The following is a 17,032-nucleotide window of genomic DNA, read 5'->3' as shown; positions in this document are numbered from 1 at the left end:
CAGTGATTTCCGTTCCACCCTGCGCGTCGAATTCCCCGATATGCGTCCGATCGAGGAAGGACACTCCATGAACCGCGACCGTCAGGGCCGCCAGGACCGTTCCGGCCGTTCCGACGACGGGGATTTCCGTACGCGGGGCGGCGGCCCCCGGCGCTCCCGTTCCGGCGGATTCCGCGCACAGGGCCAGGACAAGCCCGGCGCCCGGCGGCGATTCGGTGCCCCGGTGCAGCGCACCACCGGAACCGCCCGCCGCACCGCCACCCGCAAGGGCGAGTTCACCCTGCCGGAGACCGTCACCCCGGCGCGGCCCGCCGTGGACTCCTTCGCCGACCTGCCGCTGCTGCCCGCCCCGCTGCTGGCCGCGCTCGACGCCGAGGGCGTCACCGTTCCCTTCCCCGTCCAGGGCGCCACCCTGCCCGACGCGCTCGCCGGCCGCGACGTCCTCGGCCGCGCCCGCACCGGCTCGGGCAAGACCCTGGCCTTCGGTCTGGCGCTGCTCGCCCGCACCGAGGGACGCCGTGCCGCCGCCCGCCGCCCGCTCGCCCTGGTCCTCGTCCCCACCCGCGAACTGGCCCAGCAGGTCACCGCCGCCCTCGCCCCGTACGCCCGCGCGCTGAAGCTGCGCACGGCCACCGTCGTCGGCGGGATGTCCCTCGGCAAGCAGAGCGCGGCGCTGCGCGGCGGCACCGAGATCGTCGTGGCCACGCCCGGCCGCCTCAAGGATCTGATCGAACGCGGCGACTGCGCCCTGGAGCGGGTCATGGTCACCGTCCTGGACGAGGCCGACCAGATGGCCGACCTCGGCTTCATGCCGCAGGTCACCGCGTTGCTCGACCAGGTCCACCCGGAGGGCCAGCGGATGCTGTTCTCCGCCACGCTGGACCACAACGTCGGCTCCCTGGTCAGCCGTTACCTCCACGACCCCGTGGTGCACTCCGTCGACCCGGCCGCCGGCGCGGTGGCGACGATGGAGCACCACGTCCTCCACGTCCGGCCCGGCGACAAGGACGCCACCACGACGGAGATCGCCACGCGCGAGGGCCGGGTGATCATGTTCCTGGACACCAAACAGGCCGTGGACGAGCTGGCGAAGCACCTGCTCTCGCAGGGCATCGAGGCCGGGGCGCTGCACGGCGGGAAGTCCCAGCCGCAGCGCAACCGCACCCTGGAGCGGTTCCGCACCGGCCTGGTCCCGGTGCTCGTCGCCACCGACGTCGCCGCCCGGGGCATCCACATCGACGACCTCGACCTCGTCGTCAACGTCGATCCGCCCACCGACGCCAAGGAGTACCTGCACCGCGGCGGCCGCACCGCGCGGGCCGGCGCGTCCGGCCGTGTCGTCACCCTGGTGATGCCCTCCCAGCGCCGCGAGGTGGCCCGGCTGATGGCCGAGGCCGGCATCACCCCGCACATCGCGGAGGTGCGCCCCGGCGGGGCCGAGCTGAGCAGGATCACCGGGTCGCGCCCGGCCGGCGGGAAGGTCAGGCCCACACCGCGTCGGCCAGGGTGACCCCGGCGAAGGCCGCGCCGAGGCCCGCGACCACGCTCGCCGCCGCGTTGACGGCGGCGTAGAACCGGGCCCCGTCCTCGGCCAGCCGCAGCGTCTCGTAGCTGAACGTCGAATACGTGGTCAGGGCTCCGCACAGCCCCGTGCCCACCAGCAGCTGGACGTGCGCGGAGGCGGCCCCCGCCGCCACCGCGCCGGTCAGCAGCCCGAGCACCAGGCTGCCGCACACATTGACCGTGAACGTCCCCCACGGGAAGACCGTGTCGTGCCGGGCCTGCACGGCACGGTCCGTCAGATAGCGCAGGGGGGCGCCGACGGCCGCGCCGGCTATGACGAGCAGCCAGTTCACCGCTGCTCCCCCGTGCCCCGCTCCGGGTCCGGCTGCGGCCGGACGATCTCGCAGGCGTCCAGGGTGACCGGCCCGCCGTTCGTCAGCTCGGCGATGCGCGGCAGGAAGGCCCGGATCCGTTCCTCCGTGTCCACGACGACCACCGCCACCGGCAGGTCCTCGCTCAGCGAGAGCAGCCGCTGCGTGTGGATCATCGAGGAGGCGCCGAACCCCTCGATGCCCCGGAAGACGCTCGCGCCCGCCAGCCCCGCCGCGTGCGCCCGGTGCACGATCTCCGTGAAGACCGGGCGGTGGTGCCAGGTGTCCGTCTCGGCGACCAGGACGGTCAGCCGCAGACCCGGATGTGACGCCGATGCCGTCATGCCTGCCTCCAAGCCAGTGCGCGGCGGGTCAGCCACACCGCGCTCCACACCGCCGCGAGGGCCGCGCACAGGGTCAGGGCCAGATAGGCCAGCCCGGTCCTGGCCCGGCCGCCCTCGACCAGCCGCTCGATGTCCACGACGTACGTCGAGAACGTGGTGAACCCGCCCAGCACCCCCGTACCGAAGAACGGCCGCACCAGCCGGTGGGCCGGCCACGCCTCGCTGATGACGACCATGAACACCCCGATGACCGCGCAGCCGGTCACATTGACCACGAGGGTCGTCCACGGGAAGCCGCCGGCCGGGGTGGGCCAGAGCAGCGAGGCGCCGTACCGGGCACAGGCCCCCACGACACCGCCCAGCGCGACGACCGCGACGACCGCGGTCTGCGGGTTGCGGATCTTCTCGGACACACGTCTCCTACCTGCCGGGGCGACCGCCGGACGCGGGCGCGCACACGTACGCAAGTAGGGACCGTTGGCGGTACGACGACCGCGGTTCGGGTACGGCGGGCCCCACCGCCGCGCGGCGACCTCACCGGTCCCCGCTGCCTCCAGATTATCGCCCGTGTCCGGCCGGGGCGTACCGGGCCGGGGACGGGCCGCCCCGCGGCCGGGGACGGGCCGGTGACGACAGGGCCTAGGGTGACCCGCGTGTATGCCGGTGGGGATGTGCGGACGACAGTAGAAGACAGGGTGCGGGTGCCATTGCCCCGCCACGAGGACGGGGGGGAGGCGGCGGCCGGGACGGTCGCGCCGCCGTGGTGGCGGCGGCAGCGGGTCCCGCTGACCGCCGTGGCCGTGGTGGTCCCGCTGTACGCCGTATGGGGGCTGTTCCTGGCCACCGGCGGCGGCGACCTCGCCGCGCAGCTGGCCTGGACGGGGTTCACCGCACGGCATCCGGGTGCCGCCTACAACCTCTCCTGGTACGGCGGGACCCACACCGCCAACTACAGCGTCTTCTCCTCCTATGTGATGGCGTTCGTCGGCGTGCGCACCGTCTCCGTGGCCTCCGGGCTCGCGGGGACCTGGCTGCTGGCCGTCCTCTTCGAGCGCCGGGGCATGGCGCACCCGCTGCTCCCCGCGCTGTTCGGCGCGTTCGCGCTGTGGTGCAACGTCGCCTCCGGGCGTACGACGTTCGCCCTGGGCGTCGCCATCGGGCTCGTCGCCTGTCTGTACGCGGAACGGGCGGTCGTCTCCGTGGCCGCCGGGGCGCTGTCGACGATGGCCAGCCCGGTGTCGGGCCTGTTCCTCGTGGTGACGGGGGCCGCCTATCTGCTGGACCGGCAGTGGCGCAAGGGCGTGTTCCTCATGGTGCCGTTCTTCGTGGTGGTCGGGTCCACGTCGCTGCTCTTCCCGTTCCACGGCGAGCAGCCGATGCCCGGGAACCGGGTCTGGATGCCGCTCGCGGTGTGCGCGGTGCTGGTGGCCGCGGCCCCGGCGGGGCGCGCCTGGCTGCTGCTGCGGTACGGCGCCGTCGTGTACGCCGTGGGGGTGGTGCTCACCTACGTCGTCGCCTCACCCATCGGGACGAATGTGGAGCGGCTGCTCGGCCTGGTCGCGCCGCCCCTGCTGCTGGCGGCGGCGAGCGCGCTGCGCCGGGAGGGGGCCCGGCGGCGGGCGGCGGTGACGGCGCTGGCCCTGGTGGTGTCCTGCGGCTGGCTCCTCAACAAGACCGTGAGCGATCTCAGGGTGTCCAGCAAGGAGCCGGTCTGGGCGGCGCACACCGAGGGCGTGGTCGCCGAACTGCGCCGCCTGGGCGCCGACCGCGGCCGCGTCGAGGTCGTCCCGGCCCGCAACCACCGCGAGGCGACGGTGCTCTCCCCGTACGTGAACATGGCGCGCGGCTGGAACCGGCAGCTCGACGTCGAACGGGGCCGGCTCTTCTACGACGGGACCTTCTCGCCGAAGGAGTACCGGGCCTGGCTGGACCGCTGGGCGGTGGGCTTCGTGGTGCTCCACCACGGCAAGCCGGACGGCCCCGCGCGGGCCGAGGCCGAGCTGGTCGCGGCCGGACAGCCCTGGCTGACCCCGGTGTGGCGGGATGCCGGCTGGACCGTCTACCGGGTGCATGACGCGACGCCGCTGGTCCAGGCGCCCGCCCAAGTGGTGCGCGGCGACGACGCGGAGCTGGTGGTGCGGATGCCGGAGGCCGGTTCGGTGACGATCAGGGTGGCCCATTCGCCGTGGCTCCGGGCGCGCGGCGCGGACGGCGGGCGGGCCTGTCTGCGGCCCGACGGCGAGTGGACCCGGCTGACGGTGCCGAAGGGCGGTACGTACCGGCTGGACTCGGCGTACCGGCTGCCGCGCGGCGGGGGCTGCTGAGGTGGCCCTGGGCCGGGCGGCCGCGGGGCGGGCGGGGCGTCCGCGGTCCTCCCGGCCGTGTCTCCCGGGGGCGCGTGGGGGCGTCCGCCTCGGGACGTGGCTCCCGGGGCGCGTCCCCGACCAGCGGTTTCACCCGATCGGCCACGGTTTCTGCGCACCGGGCGGTGAGGCCGCAGGGTGGAGGTCATGTGGCCCCATCAACGCATATGGCTGGGCGCCGCGGTCCTCCCGCTCGCCTTTCTGATGCTGCGGGACGCCCCGGTGCGCTTCATCTCGTCCGCGCCCGCCGTCCCGGTGCACGAACGGGCCCGGGGGGTTCCGCAGCCGGCGATCGTCACCCGCGCGGACTGGCACGCGGACGAGGGCATGGTGCGTGAGCACGCGGTGTACACGGGTGCGGTGCGCGCGGTCTTCATCCATCACACGGGGGAGTCCAACGCCTACGACTGCGCGGACGTGCCGCAGATGCTGCGGGCGGTCGAGGAGGCCCACATCAAGGGCAACGGCTGGGACGACATCGGCTACAACTTCCTCGTCGACCGGTGCGGAACGATCTACGAGGGCCGGGCGGGCGGCATCACGCGCCCCGTCCGGGGGGCGCACACCACCGGCTTCAACGCGGACAGCGTGGGCATAGCGGTCCTGGGCAACTACGGGCGCGGGACGAAGGTGCCGCGGGCCCTCGTGCGGGCGCTGGCGGAGGTCGCGGCCTGGAAGCTGCGGCCCGGCTCCGATCCGCGCGGCACGGTCCGGCTCGTCTCGACGAACGACGCGAGCCGCTACCGCAAGGGCGAGCCGGCCGTCCTCCACGTCATTTCCGGCCACCGCGACGCCTATCAGACCAACTGCCCCGGCGAGGCGCTGTACGCGGCGCTGCCCGAGATCCGGGACGAGGCGGCGGCACTCCGGCAGGCCCGCACCGGCACGGCGGACGCGGAGTCCCCGAGCGGGCCGGAGCGGGGCGGGGGGTCTCCGAACGGGCCCGAGACGGGCGGGGGGTCCGGCCGGAGCGGGCCGCCGTCACTCCTTCGGGTTTCGCACTAGTACGTATCCTTGTTTTGTCTAGTGTGAATGACCTAGCATGGCGGTATGCCCGCGACGCAGCCTCTTCCCGTGACCCTGACCGGCCGCCATGTCCGCATCGAGCCGCTGTCCCTCCGCCATCTCGACGACCTCTTCGCCGCCGGAGGCGACGACGACGAGGTCTGGCGCTGGCTGGGCCGCCCGACGCCCCGCACCCCCGAGGAGCTGGCCGAAGTGATGGCGGACCTGCTGGAGGACGCCCGGCGCGGTGCGTACGTCCCGCTCGCCGTCATCCACCGGGAGAGCGGCCGGGCGATCGGCTGGACCACCTTCATGGACATCCATCTGCCCGACGAGCGCCTGGAGATCGGATTCACCTGGTACGGCCGCGCCCACTGGCGCTCCGCGGTCAACACCGAGACGAAGATCCTGCTGCTCACCCACGCCTTCGAGGAGCTGGGCATGGGCCGCGTCCAGTTGAAGACCGACCATCTCAACGTCCGCTCCCAGGAGGCGATAGCCCGCCTCGGCGCCCGCCGCGAGGGAGTCCTGCGCCGGCACCGCCGCCGCCCGGACGGCACCTGGCGCGACACGGTCTACTTCTCACTGCTCGCCGAGGAGTGGCCGGAGGCCAGGGGGCGGCTGTCGGCCCGCATATGAGGGGCGCGGAGGGATTCCGCCGTCCCTGAGGGGCGTGGAGGGCGTGTGTGGTTCCCGAGAGGCACGGGGGCGTCCGCCGTGCCTGGGGGGACGGAGGGCGTCCGCCGCTCCTGAGGCGGTGGTGGCGGGGCCGTACGGGGGGACGCCCCCGGGCCCGTGTCCACCGGTCGGTGGACACCGGGTTCCACCGGCCGGGGCTGCCGGTCGCACCACGCCCCGGACCAGCATGAACGCATGACAATTCGCCCCGTACGCATGGCACGTTGGAGCGCCAGGCACCCCTGGCGCGCGATCACCGGCTGGTTTCTCTTCGTCCTGCTCTGCCTCGGCGCGGGCATCGCCGCCGGGAGCAACTCCGCCACCACGGAGGACTTCTGGGTCGGCGAGGCCGGGCACGCCGAGTCGATGGCCACCGAGGCCGGTCTCCAGCGCCGCCCCACCGAGCACGTCCTGATCCGGTCCCGGTCCGGACCGCTGGACCCCGCGCGGGCCGGTGAGGCGGCCCGCGACCTCACCGCCCGCATGACCGCGCTGCCCGAGGTCGCCGAGGTGGCGCCGCCGGTCCGCGCCAAGGACGGCAGCGCCCTGCGGGTCACGGTCGTCCTGAACGGCCCCGAGCTGGAAGGGAAGGAGAACGTCGTACCGCTCCTGGAGCGGACCGCGCGGGTGGCGGAGGCCCACCCGGACCTGATCGTCGAAGAGACCGGATCGCCCGCCATCAGCAAGGGCGTCAACGACCAGCGCGACGACGACCTCGCGCTGTCGGAGCGGCTGTCGCTGCCGGTGACCCTCGTCATCCTGCTGGCCGTCTTCGGATCCGTCGTCATGGCCGGGGTGCCGCTGCTGCTGGCGCTCTCGTCCATCGCCGCCGCCATGGGCCTGTCCATGCTGGCCTCGCACCTGCTGCCCGACCCCGGCGTCGGCACCAACATGATCCTGCTCATGGGCCTCGCCGTCGGCGTCGACTACACCCTCTTCTACCTGAAGCGGGAGCGCGAGGAGCGGGCGCGGGCGGGCGGCCGGCTCGGGCCCGAGGCCCTGGTGGAGCTGGCCTCGGCCACGGCGGGCCGGGCGGTGCTGGTCTCCGGTCTCGCGGTGATCGTCTGCACCTCCACCCTCTACCTGGCCACCGACGTCATCTTCTCCTCCCTGGCCACCGGCACCGTCCTCGTCGTCGCGGCCGCCGTGCTCAGCTCGCTGACCGTGCTGCCCGCGCTGCTGGTGAAGCTCGGACAGCGCGCCGAACGGCGGGCCGCGCGGAAGGCCGCCCGCCGGGCGCGGCGCGGGACACCGGCCCGGGTCCGCGGGGAGCGGTCCGGGAACGGCCGCCTCTTCGAGGCGCTGCTGCGCCCGGCCCGGCGGCGGCCCGCGCTCACCCTCTGCGTCTCCGTCCTGGTCATGCTCGCCGTCGCCGCCCCCGCGCTGGGGATGAAGCTGATCGACCCGGGCAAGGACACCTTCTCCCGCTCCATCCCGGCGATGCGGGTGTACGACCGGCTGACCGCCGCCTTCCCCGAACTCCTCGTCACGCACGAGGTCGTCACCCGCAACGCTCCCGGCCGGGCCCCCGAGGTCAGGAAGGCCCTGGACGAACTCGGCCGGCGGGCCCAGGCCGATCCGCTCTTCGCCCGGGGCACCGCGCCCGTGGTGCGGACCTCGGCCGACGGCCGGACCAGCGTGCTCGCCCTGTCCGTACCGCATCCGGCGCCCTCCGACGAGGCCATCGACTCGCTCAGCCGGCTCCGGGACCGCTACATCCCGGCGACGGTGGGCGCGCTGACGGGAACGGACACGGCGGTCAGCGGGGACGTGGCCCGGGGACAGGACTACGTGCACCACGAGCGCGGCCAACTCCCCTGGGTGCTCGGACTCCTGCTGCTCCTGACCTTCGCGACGACGGCGGTGGCCTTCCGCTCCACGGTCGTCGGACTGCTCGGCGTCGGACTGAACCTGCTCTCCGCCGCCGCCGCGCTCGGCGCGCTCGTCCTGGTCTTCCAGGGCAGCTGGGCCGAGGACCTGCTCGGCTTCGACTCGCTCGGCGCCATCGCCTCCCGGGTGCCGCTCTTCCTCTTCGTGCTCCTCTTCGGGCTCTCGATGGACTACCAGGTCTTCGTCGTCAGCCGGATCAAGGAGGCCCTGGACCACGGGGCGACGGCGCGCGAGGCGGTGCTCGACGGCATCGCCCGCTCGGCCAAGGTGGTGACGAGCGCGGCGCTGGTCATGGTCACGATCTTCGCGGCCTTCGTCTTCCTGCACCTCACCGAGATGAAGCAGATGGGCTTCTGCCTGGCCGTCGCGGTCCTCCTGGACGCCGTCGTCATCCGGCTGATGATCCTGCCGTCCGCCCTGCTCCTGCTCGGCGAACGGGCCTGGCGCCCCCTGCGCCCCGGACGGCGGGCCCCGGCCCCGGACCCGGCGACCGCCGCCGTCCCGGCCGCACCGCCCGTAGTCTGACGGCCATGCTGCAGCGGCCCCGGAAGGGCGATCCGGTCTGGATATGGGTGCTCCACGGATGGGAGGCCCTGTCCTGGGCCCTCACCGCCCTCGTCGTCCTGATCACCTCGCTGGGCGGCACCCCGGCGGACCGCAAGCTCGGCATCCTCGCGCTGACGGCCGCGCTCGCCCTCTGCTACGCGGCGGTGCGGCTGCGCCCCGGCAACGGGGTGCTGAGGCCGTACGGGTATCTGGGCGTCCTCGTCGCGGTGCTGGGCGGACTGGCGTATCTGGGCGACGGGTTCGGCGTCTTCTACACGGTGATGCTCGCCCAGTTCCTCGTCTTCTCGGACAGCCCCCGGGGCGTCGTCGTCCTCACCGGCCTCGGGGCCGTCGCCATCACGGTCGGGGGGAGCCTGCGGGAGGGCGGCGGGGCGGACGTGTTCCTCACGAACACCGTCTCCTCCGCCGCCGTCTGGGCCGTCGCGGTCGTCATGGCGCTGCTGACACCCAGGGCCCTGGCCCAGCGCGACGAACGGGCTCTGCTCCGCGCCCAGTTGACCAGCACCCGGCTCGAACTGGCCGAGATGTACCAGCGCCAGGGCGCGGCGGAGGAACGCGAACGCATGGCCCGGGAGATCCACGACACCCTCGCCCAGGGCTTCGCCTCCATCATCGTGCTCGCCGAGGCGGCCGCCGCCCAGCTCGACGTGGACACCGCGCGCAGCGCCCAGCAGCTCCGCTCCATCGAGCGCACGGCCCGGGAGAACCTGGCCGAGGCCCGGATCCTGGTCGGCTCCGCCCCCGCGGGCGGGGCGGTCCCCGGCTCCCTCGCGACGACGCTCCGCCGCACCCTGGACCGTTTCGCCGAGGACACCGGGCTCGCCGTCACCGCCGAACTCGACGACGTCGACTGCGACCGCCCGGCCCGGATCGCCCTGCTGCGCTGCACCCAGGAGTCCCTGGCCAACGTCCGCAAGCACGCGGGCGCCACCACGGTCGGGCTGGTCCTGGCGCAGGGGCCCGGCACCGTCGAGCTGGAGATCACCGACGACGGCCGCGGGTTCGTCGTCGAGGAGTCCCGGGGCTTCGGCCTCGACGGGATGCGCCGCAGGCTCGCCGAGTTCGGCGGCGGCCTCACGGTGACCAGTTCGCTCGGCGACGGCACCCGCGTCCTCGCCACCCTCCCGCTCCCTCTCGACGGACAGGTATGACCATGACCGAAGGACCCACGGAACCGCCCCCGCTGCGGATCGTCCTGGCCGACGACCACACCGTCATGCGGTCCGGCCTGGTGGCCCTGCTCTCCTCGGAACCCACCGTCGAGATCGTCGGTGAGGCCGGCGACGGCGCCGAGGCGGTGCGCCTCGTCGACCGCCTGCGCCCCGACGTGATCCTCCTGGACCTGCGGATGCCCGTCCTCGACGGGGTGGGCGCCACCGAACGCATCGTCGCGGGCGACGCCCCCACGCGCGTCCTCATCCTCACCACGTACGACACCGACGCGGACATCGAGCGCGGCGTCGAGGCGGGCGCCACCGGTTACCTCCTGAAGGACGCCACCCGCGAACAGCTGGTGGACGCCATCCACTCCGCCTCCCGCGGCGAGACCGTCCTCGCCCCCCGCGTCGCCCAGCGCCTGGTCGCCCGTATGCGCCGCCCCGCCGCCGTCACCCTCACCACCCGCGAGGCCGAGGTCCTCCGGGCGGTCGCGGACGGTCTCTCCAACGGCGAGATCGGCCGCCGCCTCTTCATCGGCGAGGCCACCGTGAAGACCCACCTCCTCCGGATCTTCGCCAAACTCGACGTCAGCGACCGCACCCGCGCGGTGGTGGTCGCGATGGAGGCGGGGCTGCTGAGCCGGGAGTGACGGGGGTGGAGCGCCCGGCCCGCCACGCGAAGACGCCCGGCCGGAGACCCGGCCGGGCGTCGATGCCTGATCCCCGTACGCCTCTTGACACGTTGTGTCCCGGGGCCCGGGGGATCTACGGCATCCGGGGGGTGAACGAGGGGGCGCCTGCCGCGGCGGGGAGACCGGGCAGGCGCTCCGGACGAGGGGATCAGGCCGTGGTGCAGGTGGTCGTGCCCAGGTGGAAGGCCGTGGGGGCGGTGCTGTTGCCGGTGTGGGTGGCCTGGTAGCCGAGCTGGACGGAGGCGCCGGGGGCGAGGGAGGCGTTGTACGGGAGGTTGGCGGCGGTCACGGTGCCGGTGGTGGGGGTGTAGGTGGCGTTCCAGCCGGAGGTGAGGGTCTGGCCGGGCGGGAGGGTGAAGCCGAGGGACCAGCCGTTGAGGGGGGTGGTGCCGGTGTTGGTGAGGGTGAGGGAGGCGGTCAGGCCGGTGTTCCAGACGCTGGTGGTGACGGCGACCCGGCAGGCCGAGGGCTCCGGGTCGGTGCCGGGGTCGGGGTCCGGGTCGGTCGGGGTGGAGCCGTCCAGGCCGAAGAAGGTGATGGCGCGCGCCTCCATGCCGGACATCGGCAGGCTGTGGCCGACGCCCTGGACGCTGACCGCCTCGACGGGGGCGTGGTCACCGGTGGCCCCGTAACGGGTGCGGGTCCAGCCGGCCTGCGGGGTGTCGGTGGAGACCGGGGTCCGGGAGACACCGAGGACATCGGTCCACTGGTCGATCTCCTCACCGAAGTTCGGGTAGCGCAGCGTGGTGTCCTCGGTGCCGTGCCAGAGCTGCATCCGGGGACGGGCACCGCTGTACCCCGGGTACGCGGCGCGTGCCAGGTCGCCCCACTGCTGCGGGGTGCGGTCCACCGTGCCGTTGGCGCAGGCGCTGTTCCAGCCCGAGCCGTCCGTGGTGGCGAAGCAGGAGTGCGGGACGCCCATGAAGGCCGCGCCCGCCTTGAACACGTCCGGGTAGTCGCCCAGCAGGACGTTGGTCATCATCGCGCCGGAGGAGGCGCCGGTGACGTACGTACGGTCCGGGTCGGCGCCGTAGCGCTGCTGGACATAGCCCACCATCGACCGGATTCCCACCGGGTCGCTGCCGCCGTCCCGCCGCAGCGCCTGCGAGGACGAGACGTCGAAGCAGTTGCCGCTGCGGGTGGCGGAGGGGTAGATCACGAGGAAGCCGTACCGGTCGGCGAGCGAGGCGAACGCCGTACCGGAGTAGAAGGCCGGGCCGGAGCCCGTGCAGTAGTGCACCGCCACCAGGACGGGCGGCCGCGCCCCGGCGGAGGCCGGCACGTACAGGTGCATGCGCAGGCCGCTGGGGTTGGCGCCGAAGTCCGTCACCTCGGTCAGCGAGGCGGCGGAGGCCGGGGGCGACACGGCGAGCAGCAGCGCGGAGAGCAGCGGCAGCACCCCGCCGAACAGCGCGGTCAGCCAGCGCCCGAGCGGACGCCGTCCCGGCAACCGGCCACGGGCGGCGGCCGGTTCGTACGGGGTGCGCGGAGGTGTCCTCCGGAGGTTCGCGAGGGAGCCGGCCGGGGTCGCGGTTCGGCCGGTCATGGATCTGTTGGTCATGTCCCTGTCCTTCCTAGACTGCCCGCTGTGAAGGGATTGCTGCTGCGGCTCTCGGCGCTGGACGCCGATGCCGCCACCGCCGTGCGCGTGATCGCCCACTTCGAGGCGCTGCTCGGCGGCGGTCCCGACCCGGTGTCCCTGGCGCGGTCCACGGCGGGTCTGGCGGGGTGCGCGGCGGGGCTGGAACTCCCCGACGGGCGCGCGGCACGCTTCGGTCCCGGCGGCGCGGCCCTGCGCGGGGCGCCCGTCCGGGTCTCGGGCCGGGTGGCGCTGGAGCCGTCCGGCGCGGTCTGGCTGGAGCGGCCGGGCGCCCCCGAGCCCTTCGACGAACTCGTCCTGGAGTGGATGGCCATCACCGCCCGGGTCCTTGCCGGGCGTCCCTGGCAGCCGCCGGGCCTGCGCCCCGCCGATCCGGCCCTGGTCGAACTCGTCCTCTCCGGCCGCGAGGACGTCCCCGACCGCGTCCGCGCCCTGCGGCTCCTGGGGTTCTCCCCCGACACCGGGCTGCGCGTCGTCGCCGTCGCCGGCCGCCCCGGCACCGACCCCGGGGTCGAGGCCGTGGCCCTGCTGGGGCGCGGGGCCCCCATGGGCACGGTCCGGGTGGCCCGGGTCGGCACGCTGGGCGCGGTGCTCGTCCAGCCCGGCACCGACGCGGCTGGCGACGACACGGCGGCCCGGCTCCGGGAGGCGCTGCGGACGCGCGCGGGCGAACGGGGGACGGTCGGACGGCCGACGCGCACGGGCCGGCCCCCGGGCCCCGGCACGACTCGCTCCTCCCTGGGTGGCCGGGCCTCCGGCTCCGACGGGACGCGTCCGCCCGTGTCCGGGATCCGGGCCTCCGGTTCCGAGGGGACCACTCCGCCCGTGTCCGGGGTCCGGGCCTCCGATTCCGGCGGGACGCGCCCGCCCGTGTCCGGGATCCGGGCCTCCGATTCCGGCGGGACGCGCCCGCCCGCCCCCGGGATCCGGGCCGGGGTCGGTGGTGCGGCCGATCCGCTGGACGCGCGGACCTCGTGGTGCCAGGCGCGGGCGGCGCTGAGGTTCGCGGTGGCGGGGGATCCGCTGGACGCGGTGGCCGACCACACCGAACTGGGCCCGGTCGCCCTGCTCGCCGACCTTCCGGTCGACCGGCTCCGCGCCCAGCCGGACGTGCGCGGGCTCGGACGGCTGGCCCGGGACGACCGGGCCGGCCAGGGAGCCGCCCTGCTGGCCGCCCTCTCCGCGTTCTGCCGGACCGGCACCCTGCGCCAGGCCGCGGCCGAACTCCACCTGCACCACAGCTCGGTGGCCGCCCGGCTGACCCGGGTGGAGAAGGAGTGCGGCTGGAACCTCCGCGACCCGCGCGACCGCTTCCACGCCCAACTCGCGCTGTACGCGTGGCGGCTGGCCGAGGCGGGGGAGACCTCGGACGGAGCGTGAGGGGCGGTGCGTCCGTTCGGCTCCCGCGCGGGACGGCTCGGCCGTCCGTACGCCTGGCCCGCACCGGCCCCCGGGTGAGGGGTGGTCCGTCCTCCCGGACCGACGCGGGCGGCGACTCGGTGCCCGTACGCCCTCACCGGCCCCGGCCCGTCCGGTCCGTGACCGCGGGTCCTCACCGTCGCCCCAGTGCCGTGCCGAGGACGGAGACGGCCTCGCGGGTGGCGTCCTGGATGACGGCCGCGTGGCCGACCGCCCAGGCGCCGTGGAAGGTGCCGGGGAGCAGGCGGATCGTGGCGGGGACGCCGGCGGCCGCCAGCGCGTGGGCGTAGTCGATGCCCTCGTCCCGCAGCGGGTCGAACTCCATGACCGAGATGTACGCGGGCGGCAGCCCGGCCAGCGCGGTGGCGGGGGCGCGGCCCGGGGCGGCATGGACGGGGACGGCCGCCCCGGGCCGCGTACGGCCGCCCAGGTACGCGTCCCAGCTGAGGCGGGCGTTGTGCCGGTTCCACACCGGCGTATCGGTGAACAGCCGGGCGCTGGGCGTCTCCAGGCGGTCGTCGAGCGCGGGGCTGCACAGATGCTGGAAGCGGATCGCGGGGCCGCCCCGGTCCCGGCCGAGGAGCGTCAGCCCGGCGGCCAGACCGGCTCCGGCGCTGTCGCCCCACACGGCGATCCGGTCGGCGCGCGCCCCGAGACCACCGGCGCGCTCCGCCAGCGCGCACAGTCCGGCGTAACAGTCCTCCAGGGCGGCGGGGTAGGGGTGTTCGGGCGCGAGCCGGTAGTCGACGGAGACGACGAGCACCTCCAGTTCCCGGCAGAGCAGCAGGTTCCAGTCGTGGTCCACGTCCGGTGAGCCGAGGACGAAGCCGCCGCCGTGGATGCCGTACACGACGGGCAGCGGCCCCGGCCCGCGCGTCCGGTGCCGGGGCCGGTGGAGGCGCAGCGTCACGTCCGGGGCGCCCGGCGGCCCCGGGACGCGCAGCTCCTCGATGTCCACGCCCTCGGTGTCCGAGGCGGCCACGGCGACCGCGAGCTGGTGGGCCTGAGCCGCCCGCGCGGCGGCGAGATCGGAGAGGTCGACCTCGGGCATCAGCGCGAGCGCGGCGGCGAGTTCAGGATCGAAAGCGTGCGGTGTGCGCATGTCTCTCCTCCGGTCCCGGCCGTGCCCGTCGGTGCGGTGGTCAGACGTTCTCACGCCGTGTTCGCGCAGGTCATCCGACGTATGTCGGGAGGAGCGGCGGCCGGACCCGACGCGGTGGAGGGATGTGCCGGGTTTCCGGCCGGGCGGGCCCGGAGAAACCGCCTCTGAGCTGCGAATTCAGTGCTGCTGTACGGGAGTTGGGCCCTCTTGACGCGGGCGTGCGGTGTCCCTAGGTTCGCCTCGCTCGATCGATATCACATTCGAAACTTTCGGCGTGGGGGCGGTAGTGGACTGGAACAGAGGGGGAAGCAGGGGCGAAGGCCGCCGCTTGGCCGGGGGCGGGGCCGCCGCCCGCACGGTCGCCCTGACCTTCGACGACGGGCCGAACCCCACCGACACGCCACGGCTGTTGGAGGTGCTGCGCGCGCACCACGTCAAGGCGGTGTTCTGCCTGTGGGGCGAGCATGTCCGGGCCCGTCCGGAGCTGGTGCGGGCGATCGTGGCGGGTGGGCACACCCTGTGCAACCACACCATGAACCACGACGATCTGGCGTCCTGGTCCCCCGAGCGGATCCGGGCCGATCTGGAGCGGACGAACGCCGAGATCCGCCGGGCGGTCCCGGGCGCGCGCATCCCGTACTTCCGTGCCCCGTACGGGAGCTGGGGGCAGAGCCCGCAGGTGGCGAGCGCCCTGGGGATGCGGCCGCTGGGCTGGCGGCTGGCGGTCGGCGACTGGGAGCCGCCGGGCACCGACGAACTGGTCCGCCGGCTGGAGGAGGGCATCACCCCCGGCTCGGTGGTGCTGCTGCACGACGGCGGGGGCGACCGCAGCCAGACGGTGGCCGCCGTCGACCGCATCGTGCCGAGGCTCAGATCCCAGGGCTGGCGCTTCGAACGCCCCGCCCGCCACGTATAGGACGAACCCTTCCAGGAGACCTGTATGGATACGCATTCCGCGCGGCACCACCGACGTTCGGCGCCCGGGGCGGGGCCGCGCGCCCGCCGCGCCGGCGCCCGGCTCGTGGCCCTGGTGGCCGGGGCCCTGCTGCTGGCCACCGCGCAGCCGACGAGTGCCGCGCCCCGGCCGCACCCCGCGCAGACCGCCGCGTCGGCCCCGAGCGCGGCGGCCGGTTCATGGACGGGAAGCTGGGCGACCACGCCCACCGGGCGGCCCGCCTCCGACACCACCGTGTTCGAGGACCAGACCCTCCGGCAGGTCGTGCACCTGAGCCTCGGCGGGGACCGGGTGCGGCTGCGGCTGTCGAACGAGTTCGGGGACCGGCCCCTGGTGATCGGGCGGGTCCGGGTGGCCCGTCCGGCCGACGGGGGCCCGGACTCGCGGACCGATCCGCGCACGGACCGGCCGGTGACGTTCGGCGGCCGGACATCGGTGACGATCCCGGCGGGCTCCCCGCTGGTCAGCGACCCGGTCGACCTGAGGGTGGGCGCCGGCGGCGACCTCGTCGTCAGCATCCACCTCCCCGAACGCACCCCCGGCACCACGCTCCACGCCTTCGCCCAGCGGCAGAACTACCTCGCCTCCGGCGATGTGGCCGCCCGCGCGGACATCGACACCACCGCCACCACCGACCGCTGGTACTTCCTGACCGGCGTCAGCGTCAGCGGCGGGACCCGGGGCGCGGCACGTCCCTCGGCCGTGGTCGCCCTCGGCGACTCCATCACGGACGGCGCGAACACCGAACCGGGCGCCGACCACCGCTGGCCCGATCTGCTGGCCGAGCGCCTGCGGACCGCCTCCGGGCCGTACGCGCGGGGCGTCCTCAACGAGGGCGTCAGCGGCAACCGGCTGCTGCACGACCCGAATCCGCCCGCCGGGTCCGACGCCGAGAACTTCGCCGCCTACTTCGGACAGGGAGCCCTGCGCCGCTTCGACCGCGACGTCGCCTCCCAGCCCGGCGCGTCCCGTCTCGTCGTGCTCCTGGGCGTGAACGACCTCGGCCACCCCGGTACCGTCGCCCCCCTGTCCGAGCGGGTGACCGCGCAGGACCTGATCGACGCCCACCGCCAACTCGTGGCACGGGCGCACGATCTCGGGCTGAAGGCGTACGGCGGCACGATCCTGCCGTTCAAGGGGGACACCCTCGGCTTCTACAGCGCCGAGAACGAGGCCGCGCGCCGGACGTTCAACCACTGGCTCCGGACGAGCGGCGTCTACGACGGGGTCGTCGACTTCGACCGGGCCCTGCGCGACCCGGCCGACCCGCAGCGGCTCCTCGCCGCCTACGACAGCGGCGACCACCTCCACCCCAACGACGCGGGCGCACGGGCAATGGCGGACGCGGTGCCGCTGAAGCTGCTGCGCTGACGGGGGCGGGCCCCG

Annotated in this window: 15 protein-coding genes; 10 read left to right on the top strand and 5 right to left on the bottom strand. The window is 74.7% G+C overall.

Annotated features, from left to right (window positions below):
- Positions 1-67: 67 nt before the first annotated feature.
- Positions 68-1,510, top strand: a complete 1,443-nt coding sequence (locus ACZ4FH_RS00575; protein WP_467301410.1) for a DEAD/DEAH box helicase — start codon at positions 68-70, stop codon at positions 1,508-1,510.
- Here the strand turns inward: ACZ4FH_RS00575 and crcB (ACZ4FH_RS00570) are convergent.
- From crcB (ACZ4FH_RS00570) to crcB (ACZ4FH_RS00560), 3 genes are read right to left on the bottom strand one after another with little or no spacing between them, the layout of a single operon-like run.
- Positions 1,482-1,856, bottom strand: a complete 375-nt coding sequence (crcB, locus tag ACZ4FH_RS00570) for a fluoride efflux transporter CrcB (RefSeq protein ID WP_467301409.1) — start codon at positions 1,854-1,856, stop codon at positions 1,482-1,484. The two genes, ACZ4FH_RS00575 and crcB (ACZ4FH_RS00570), sit on opposite strands and share 29 nt — an antisense overlap.
- Positions 1,853-2,218: a DUF190 domain-containing protein gene (locus ACZ4FH_RS00565; protein WP_467301408.1), complete on the bottom strand. Its 366-nt coding sequence runs from the start codon at positions 2,216-2,218 to the stop codon at positions 1,853-1,855. The genes crcB (ACZ4FH_RS00570) and ACZ4FH_RS00565 overlap by 4 nt, the downstream gene beginning before the upstream one ends.
- Positions 2,215-2,631, bottom strand: a complete 417-nt coding sequence (crcB, locus tag ACZ4FH_RS00560; protein ID WP_467301407.1) for a fluoride efflux transporter CrcB — start codon at positions 2,629-2,631, stop codon at positions 2,215-2,217. Before crcB (ACZ4FH_RS00560) ends, ACZ4FH_RS00565 begins: the two co-directional genes overlap by 4 nt.
- A gap of 288 nt (positions 2,632-2,919) precedes the next feature.
- Here crcB (ACZ4FH_RS00560) and ACZ4FH_RS00555 point away from each other — a divergent pair, with 288 nt between their 5' ends.
- From ACZ4FH_RS00555 to ACZ4FH_RS00530, 6 genes are all read left to right on the top strand, one after another.
- Positions 2,920-4,542, top strand: coding sequence for a hypothetical protein (locus ACZ4FH_RS00555; RefSeq protein ID WP_467301406.1), 1,623 nt, complete (start codon positions 2,920-2,922; stop codon positions 4,540-4,542).
- Between the two features lie 186 nt (positions 4,543-4,728).
- Positions 4,729-5,586, top strand: a complete 858-nt coding sequence (locus ACZ4FH_RS00550) for a peptidoglycan recognition protein family protein (protein ID WP_467301405.1) — start codon at positions 4,729-4,731, stop codon at positions 5,584-5,586.
- A gap of 45 nt (positions 5,587-5,631) precedes the next feature.
- Positions 5,632-6,225, top strand: a complete 594-nt coding sequence (locus ACZ4FH_RS00545) for a GNAT family N-acetyltransferase (protein ID WP_467301404.1) — start codon at positions 5,632-5,634, stop codon at positions 6,223-6,225.
- Positions 6,226-6,480: 255 nt separating this feature from the next.
- On the top strand, positions 6,481-8,679 hold the full coding sequence (locus tag ACZ4FH_RS00540; RefSeq protein WP_467301403.1) for an MMPL family transporter: 2,199 nt from the start codon (positions 6,481-6,483) through the stop codon (positions 8,677-8,679).
- A 5-nt stretch (positions 8,680-8,684) separates the two neighbouring features.
- Positions 8,685-9,872 (top strand): sensor histidine kinase, encoded by a 1,188-nt coding sequence (locus ACZ4FH_RS00535; protein WP_467301402.1) that lies wholly within the window; start codon positions 8,685-8,687, stop codon positions 9,870-9,872.
- 2 nt (positions 9,873-9,874) lie between these two features.
- Positions 9,875-10,528, top strand: a complete 654-nt coding sequence (locus ACZ4FH_RS00530) for a response regulator (protein ID WP_467301401.1) — start codon at positions 9,875-9,877, stop codon at positions 10,526-10,528.
- A gap of 190 nt (positions 10,529-10,718) precedes the next feature.
- Here the strand turns inward: ACZ4FH_RS00530 and ACZ4FH_RS00525 are convergent, their stop codons facing one another.
- A complete protein-coding gene (locus tag ACZ4FH_RS00525; protein ID WP_467301400.1) occupies positions 10,719-12,131 on the bottom strand; it encodes an extracellular catalytic domain type 1 short-chain-length polyhydroxyalkanoate depolymerase in 1,413 nt (470 codons plus the stop codon).
- A 27-nt stretch (positions 12,132-12,158) separates the two neighbouring features.
- Here ACZ4FH_RS00525 and ACZ4FH_RS00520 point away from each other — a divergent pair, with 27 nt between their 5' ends.
- Positions 12,159-13,550 (top strand): PucR family transcriptional regulator, encoded by a 1,392-nt coding sequence (locus tag ACZ4FH_RS00520; RefSeq protein ID WP_467301399.1) that lies wholly within the window; start codon positions 12,159-12,161, stop codon positions 13,548-13,550.
- A 172-nt stretch (positions 13,551-13,722) separates the two neighbouring features.
- Here ACZ4FH_RS00520 and ACZ4FH_RS00515 read toward each other — a convergent pair whose 3' ends face one another.
- The gene (locus ACZ4FH_RS00515; protein ID WP_467301398.1) at positions 13,723-14,691 is read right to left on the bottom strand and encodes an alpha/beta hydrolase; all 969 of its coding nucleotides are present in this window, start codon (positions 14,689-14,691) and stop codon (positions 13,723-13,725) included.
- Between the two features lie 328 nt (positions 14,692-15,019).
- Here ACZ4FH_RS00515 and ACZ4FH_RS00510 point away from each other — a divergent pair, with 328 nt between their 5' ends.
- Positions 15,020-15,607 carry a polysaccharide deacetylase family protein gene (locus tag ACZ4FH_RS00510; RefSeq protein ID WP_467301397.1) on the top strand — a complete coding sequence of 196 codons (588 nt, stop codon included), beginning with the start codon at positions 15,020-15,022 and terminating at the stop codon, positions 15,605-15,607.
- A 24-nt stretch (positions 15,608-15,631) separates the two neighbouring features.
- Positions 15,632-17,017 (top strand): SGNH/GDSL hydrolase family protein, encoded by a 1,386-nt coding sequence (locus ACZ4FH_RS00505; protein WP_467301396.1) that lies wholly within the window; start codon positions 15,632-15,634, stop codon positions 17,015-17,017.
- Positions 17,018-17,032: the final 15 nt, after the last annotated feature.

It is taken from the genome of Streptomyces sp. NPDC024555, assembly GCF_055559335.1.
This window is presented reverse-complemented; position numbering and strand designations above follow the sequence as displayed.

What these genes read in the sequence shown, in the direction of transcription:
- ACZ4FH_RS00575 (WP_467301410.1), top strand. Translation starts at nt 68, where the DNA reads ATGAACCGCGACCGTCAGGGCCGCCAGGACCGTTCCGGCCGTTCCGAC.
- ACZ4FH_RS00565 (WP_467301408.1), bottom strand. Translation starts at nt 2,218, where the DNA reads ATGACGGCATCGGCGTCACATCCGGGTCTGCGGCTGACCGTCCTGGTC.
- ACZ4FH_RS00550 (WP_467301405.1), top strand. Translation starts at nt 4,729, where the DNA reads ATGTGGCCCCATCAACGCATATGGCTGGGCGCCGCGGTCCTCCCGCTC.
- ACZ4FH_RS00545 (WP_467301404.1), top strand. Translation starts at nt 5,632, where the DNA reads ATGCCCGCGACGCAGCCTCTTCCCGTGACCCTGACCGGCCGCCATGTC.
- ACZ4FH_RS00540 (WP_467301403.1), top strand. Translation starts at nt 6,481, where the DNA reads ATGGCACGTTGGAGCGCCAGGCACCCCTGGCGCGCGATCACCGGCTGG.
- ACZ4FH_RS00535 (WP_467301402.1), top strand. Translation starts at nt 8,685, where the DNA reads ATGCTGCAGCGGCCCCGGAAGGGCGATCCGGTCTGGATATGGGTGCTC.
- ACZ4FH_RS00530 (WP_467301401.1), top strand. Translation starts at nt 9,875, where the DNA reads ATGACCGAAGGACCCACGGAACCGCCCCCGCTGCGGATCGTCCTGGCC.
- ACZ4FH_RS00525 (WP_467301400.1), bottom strand. Translation starts at nt 12,131, where the DNA reads ATGACCAACAGATCCATGACCGGCCGAACCGCGACCCCGGCCGGCTCC.
- ACZ4FH_RS00515 (WP_467301398.1), bottom strand. Translation starts at nt 14,691, where the DNA reads ATGCGCACACCGCACGCTTTCGATCCTGAACTCGCCGCCGCGCTCGCG.
- ACZ4FH_RS00505 (WP_467301396.1), top strand. Translation starts at nt 15,632, where the DNA reads ATGGATACGCATTCCGCGCGGCACCACCGACGTTCGGCGCCCGGGGCG.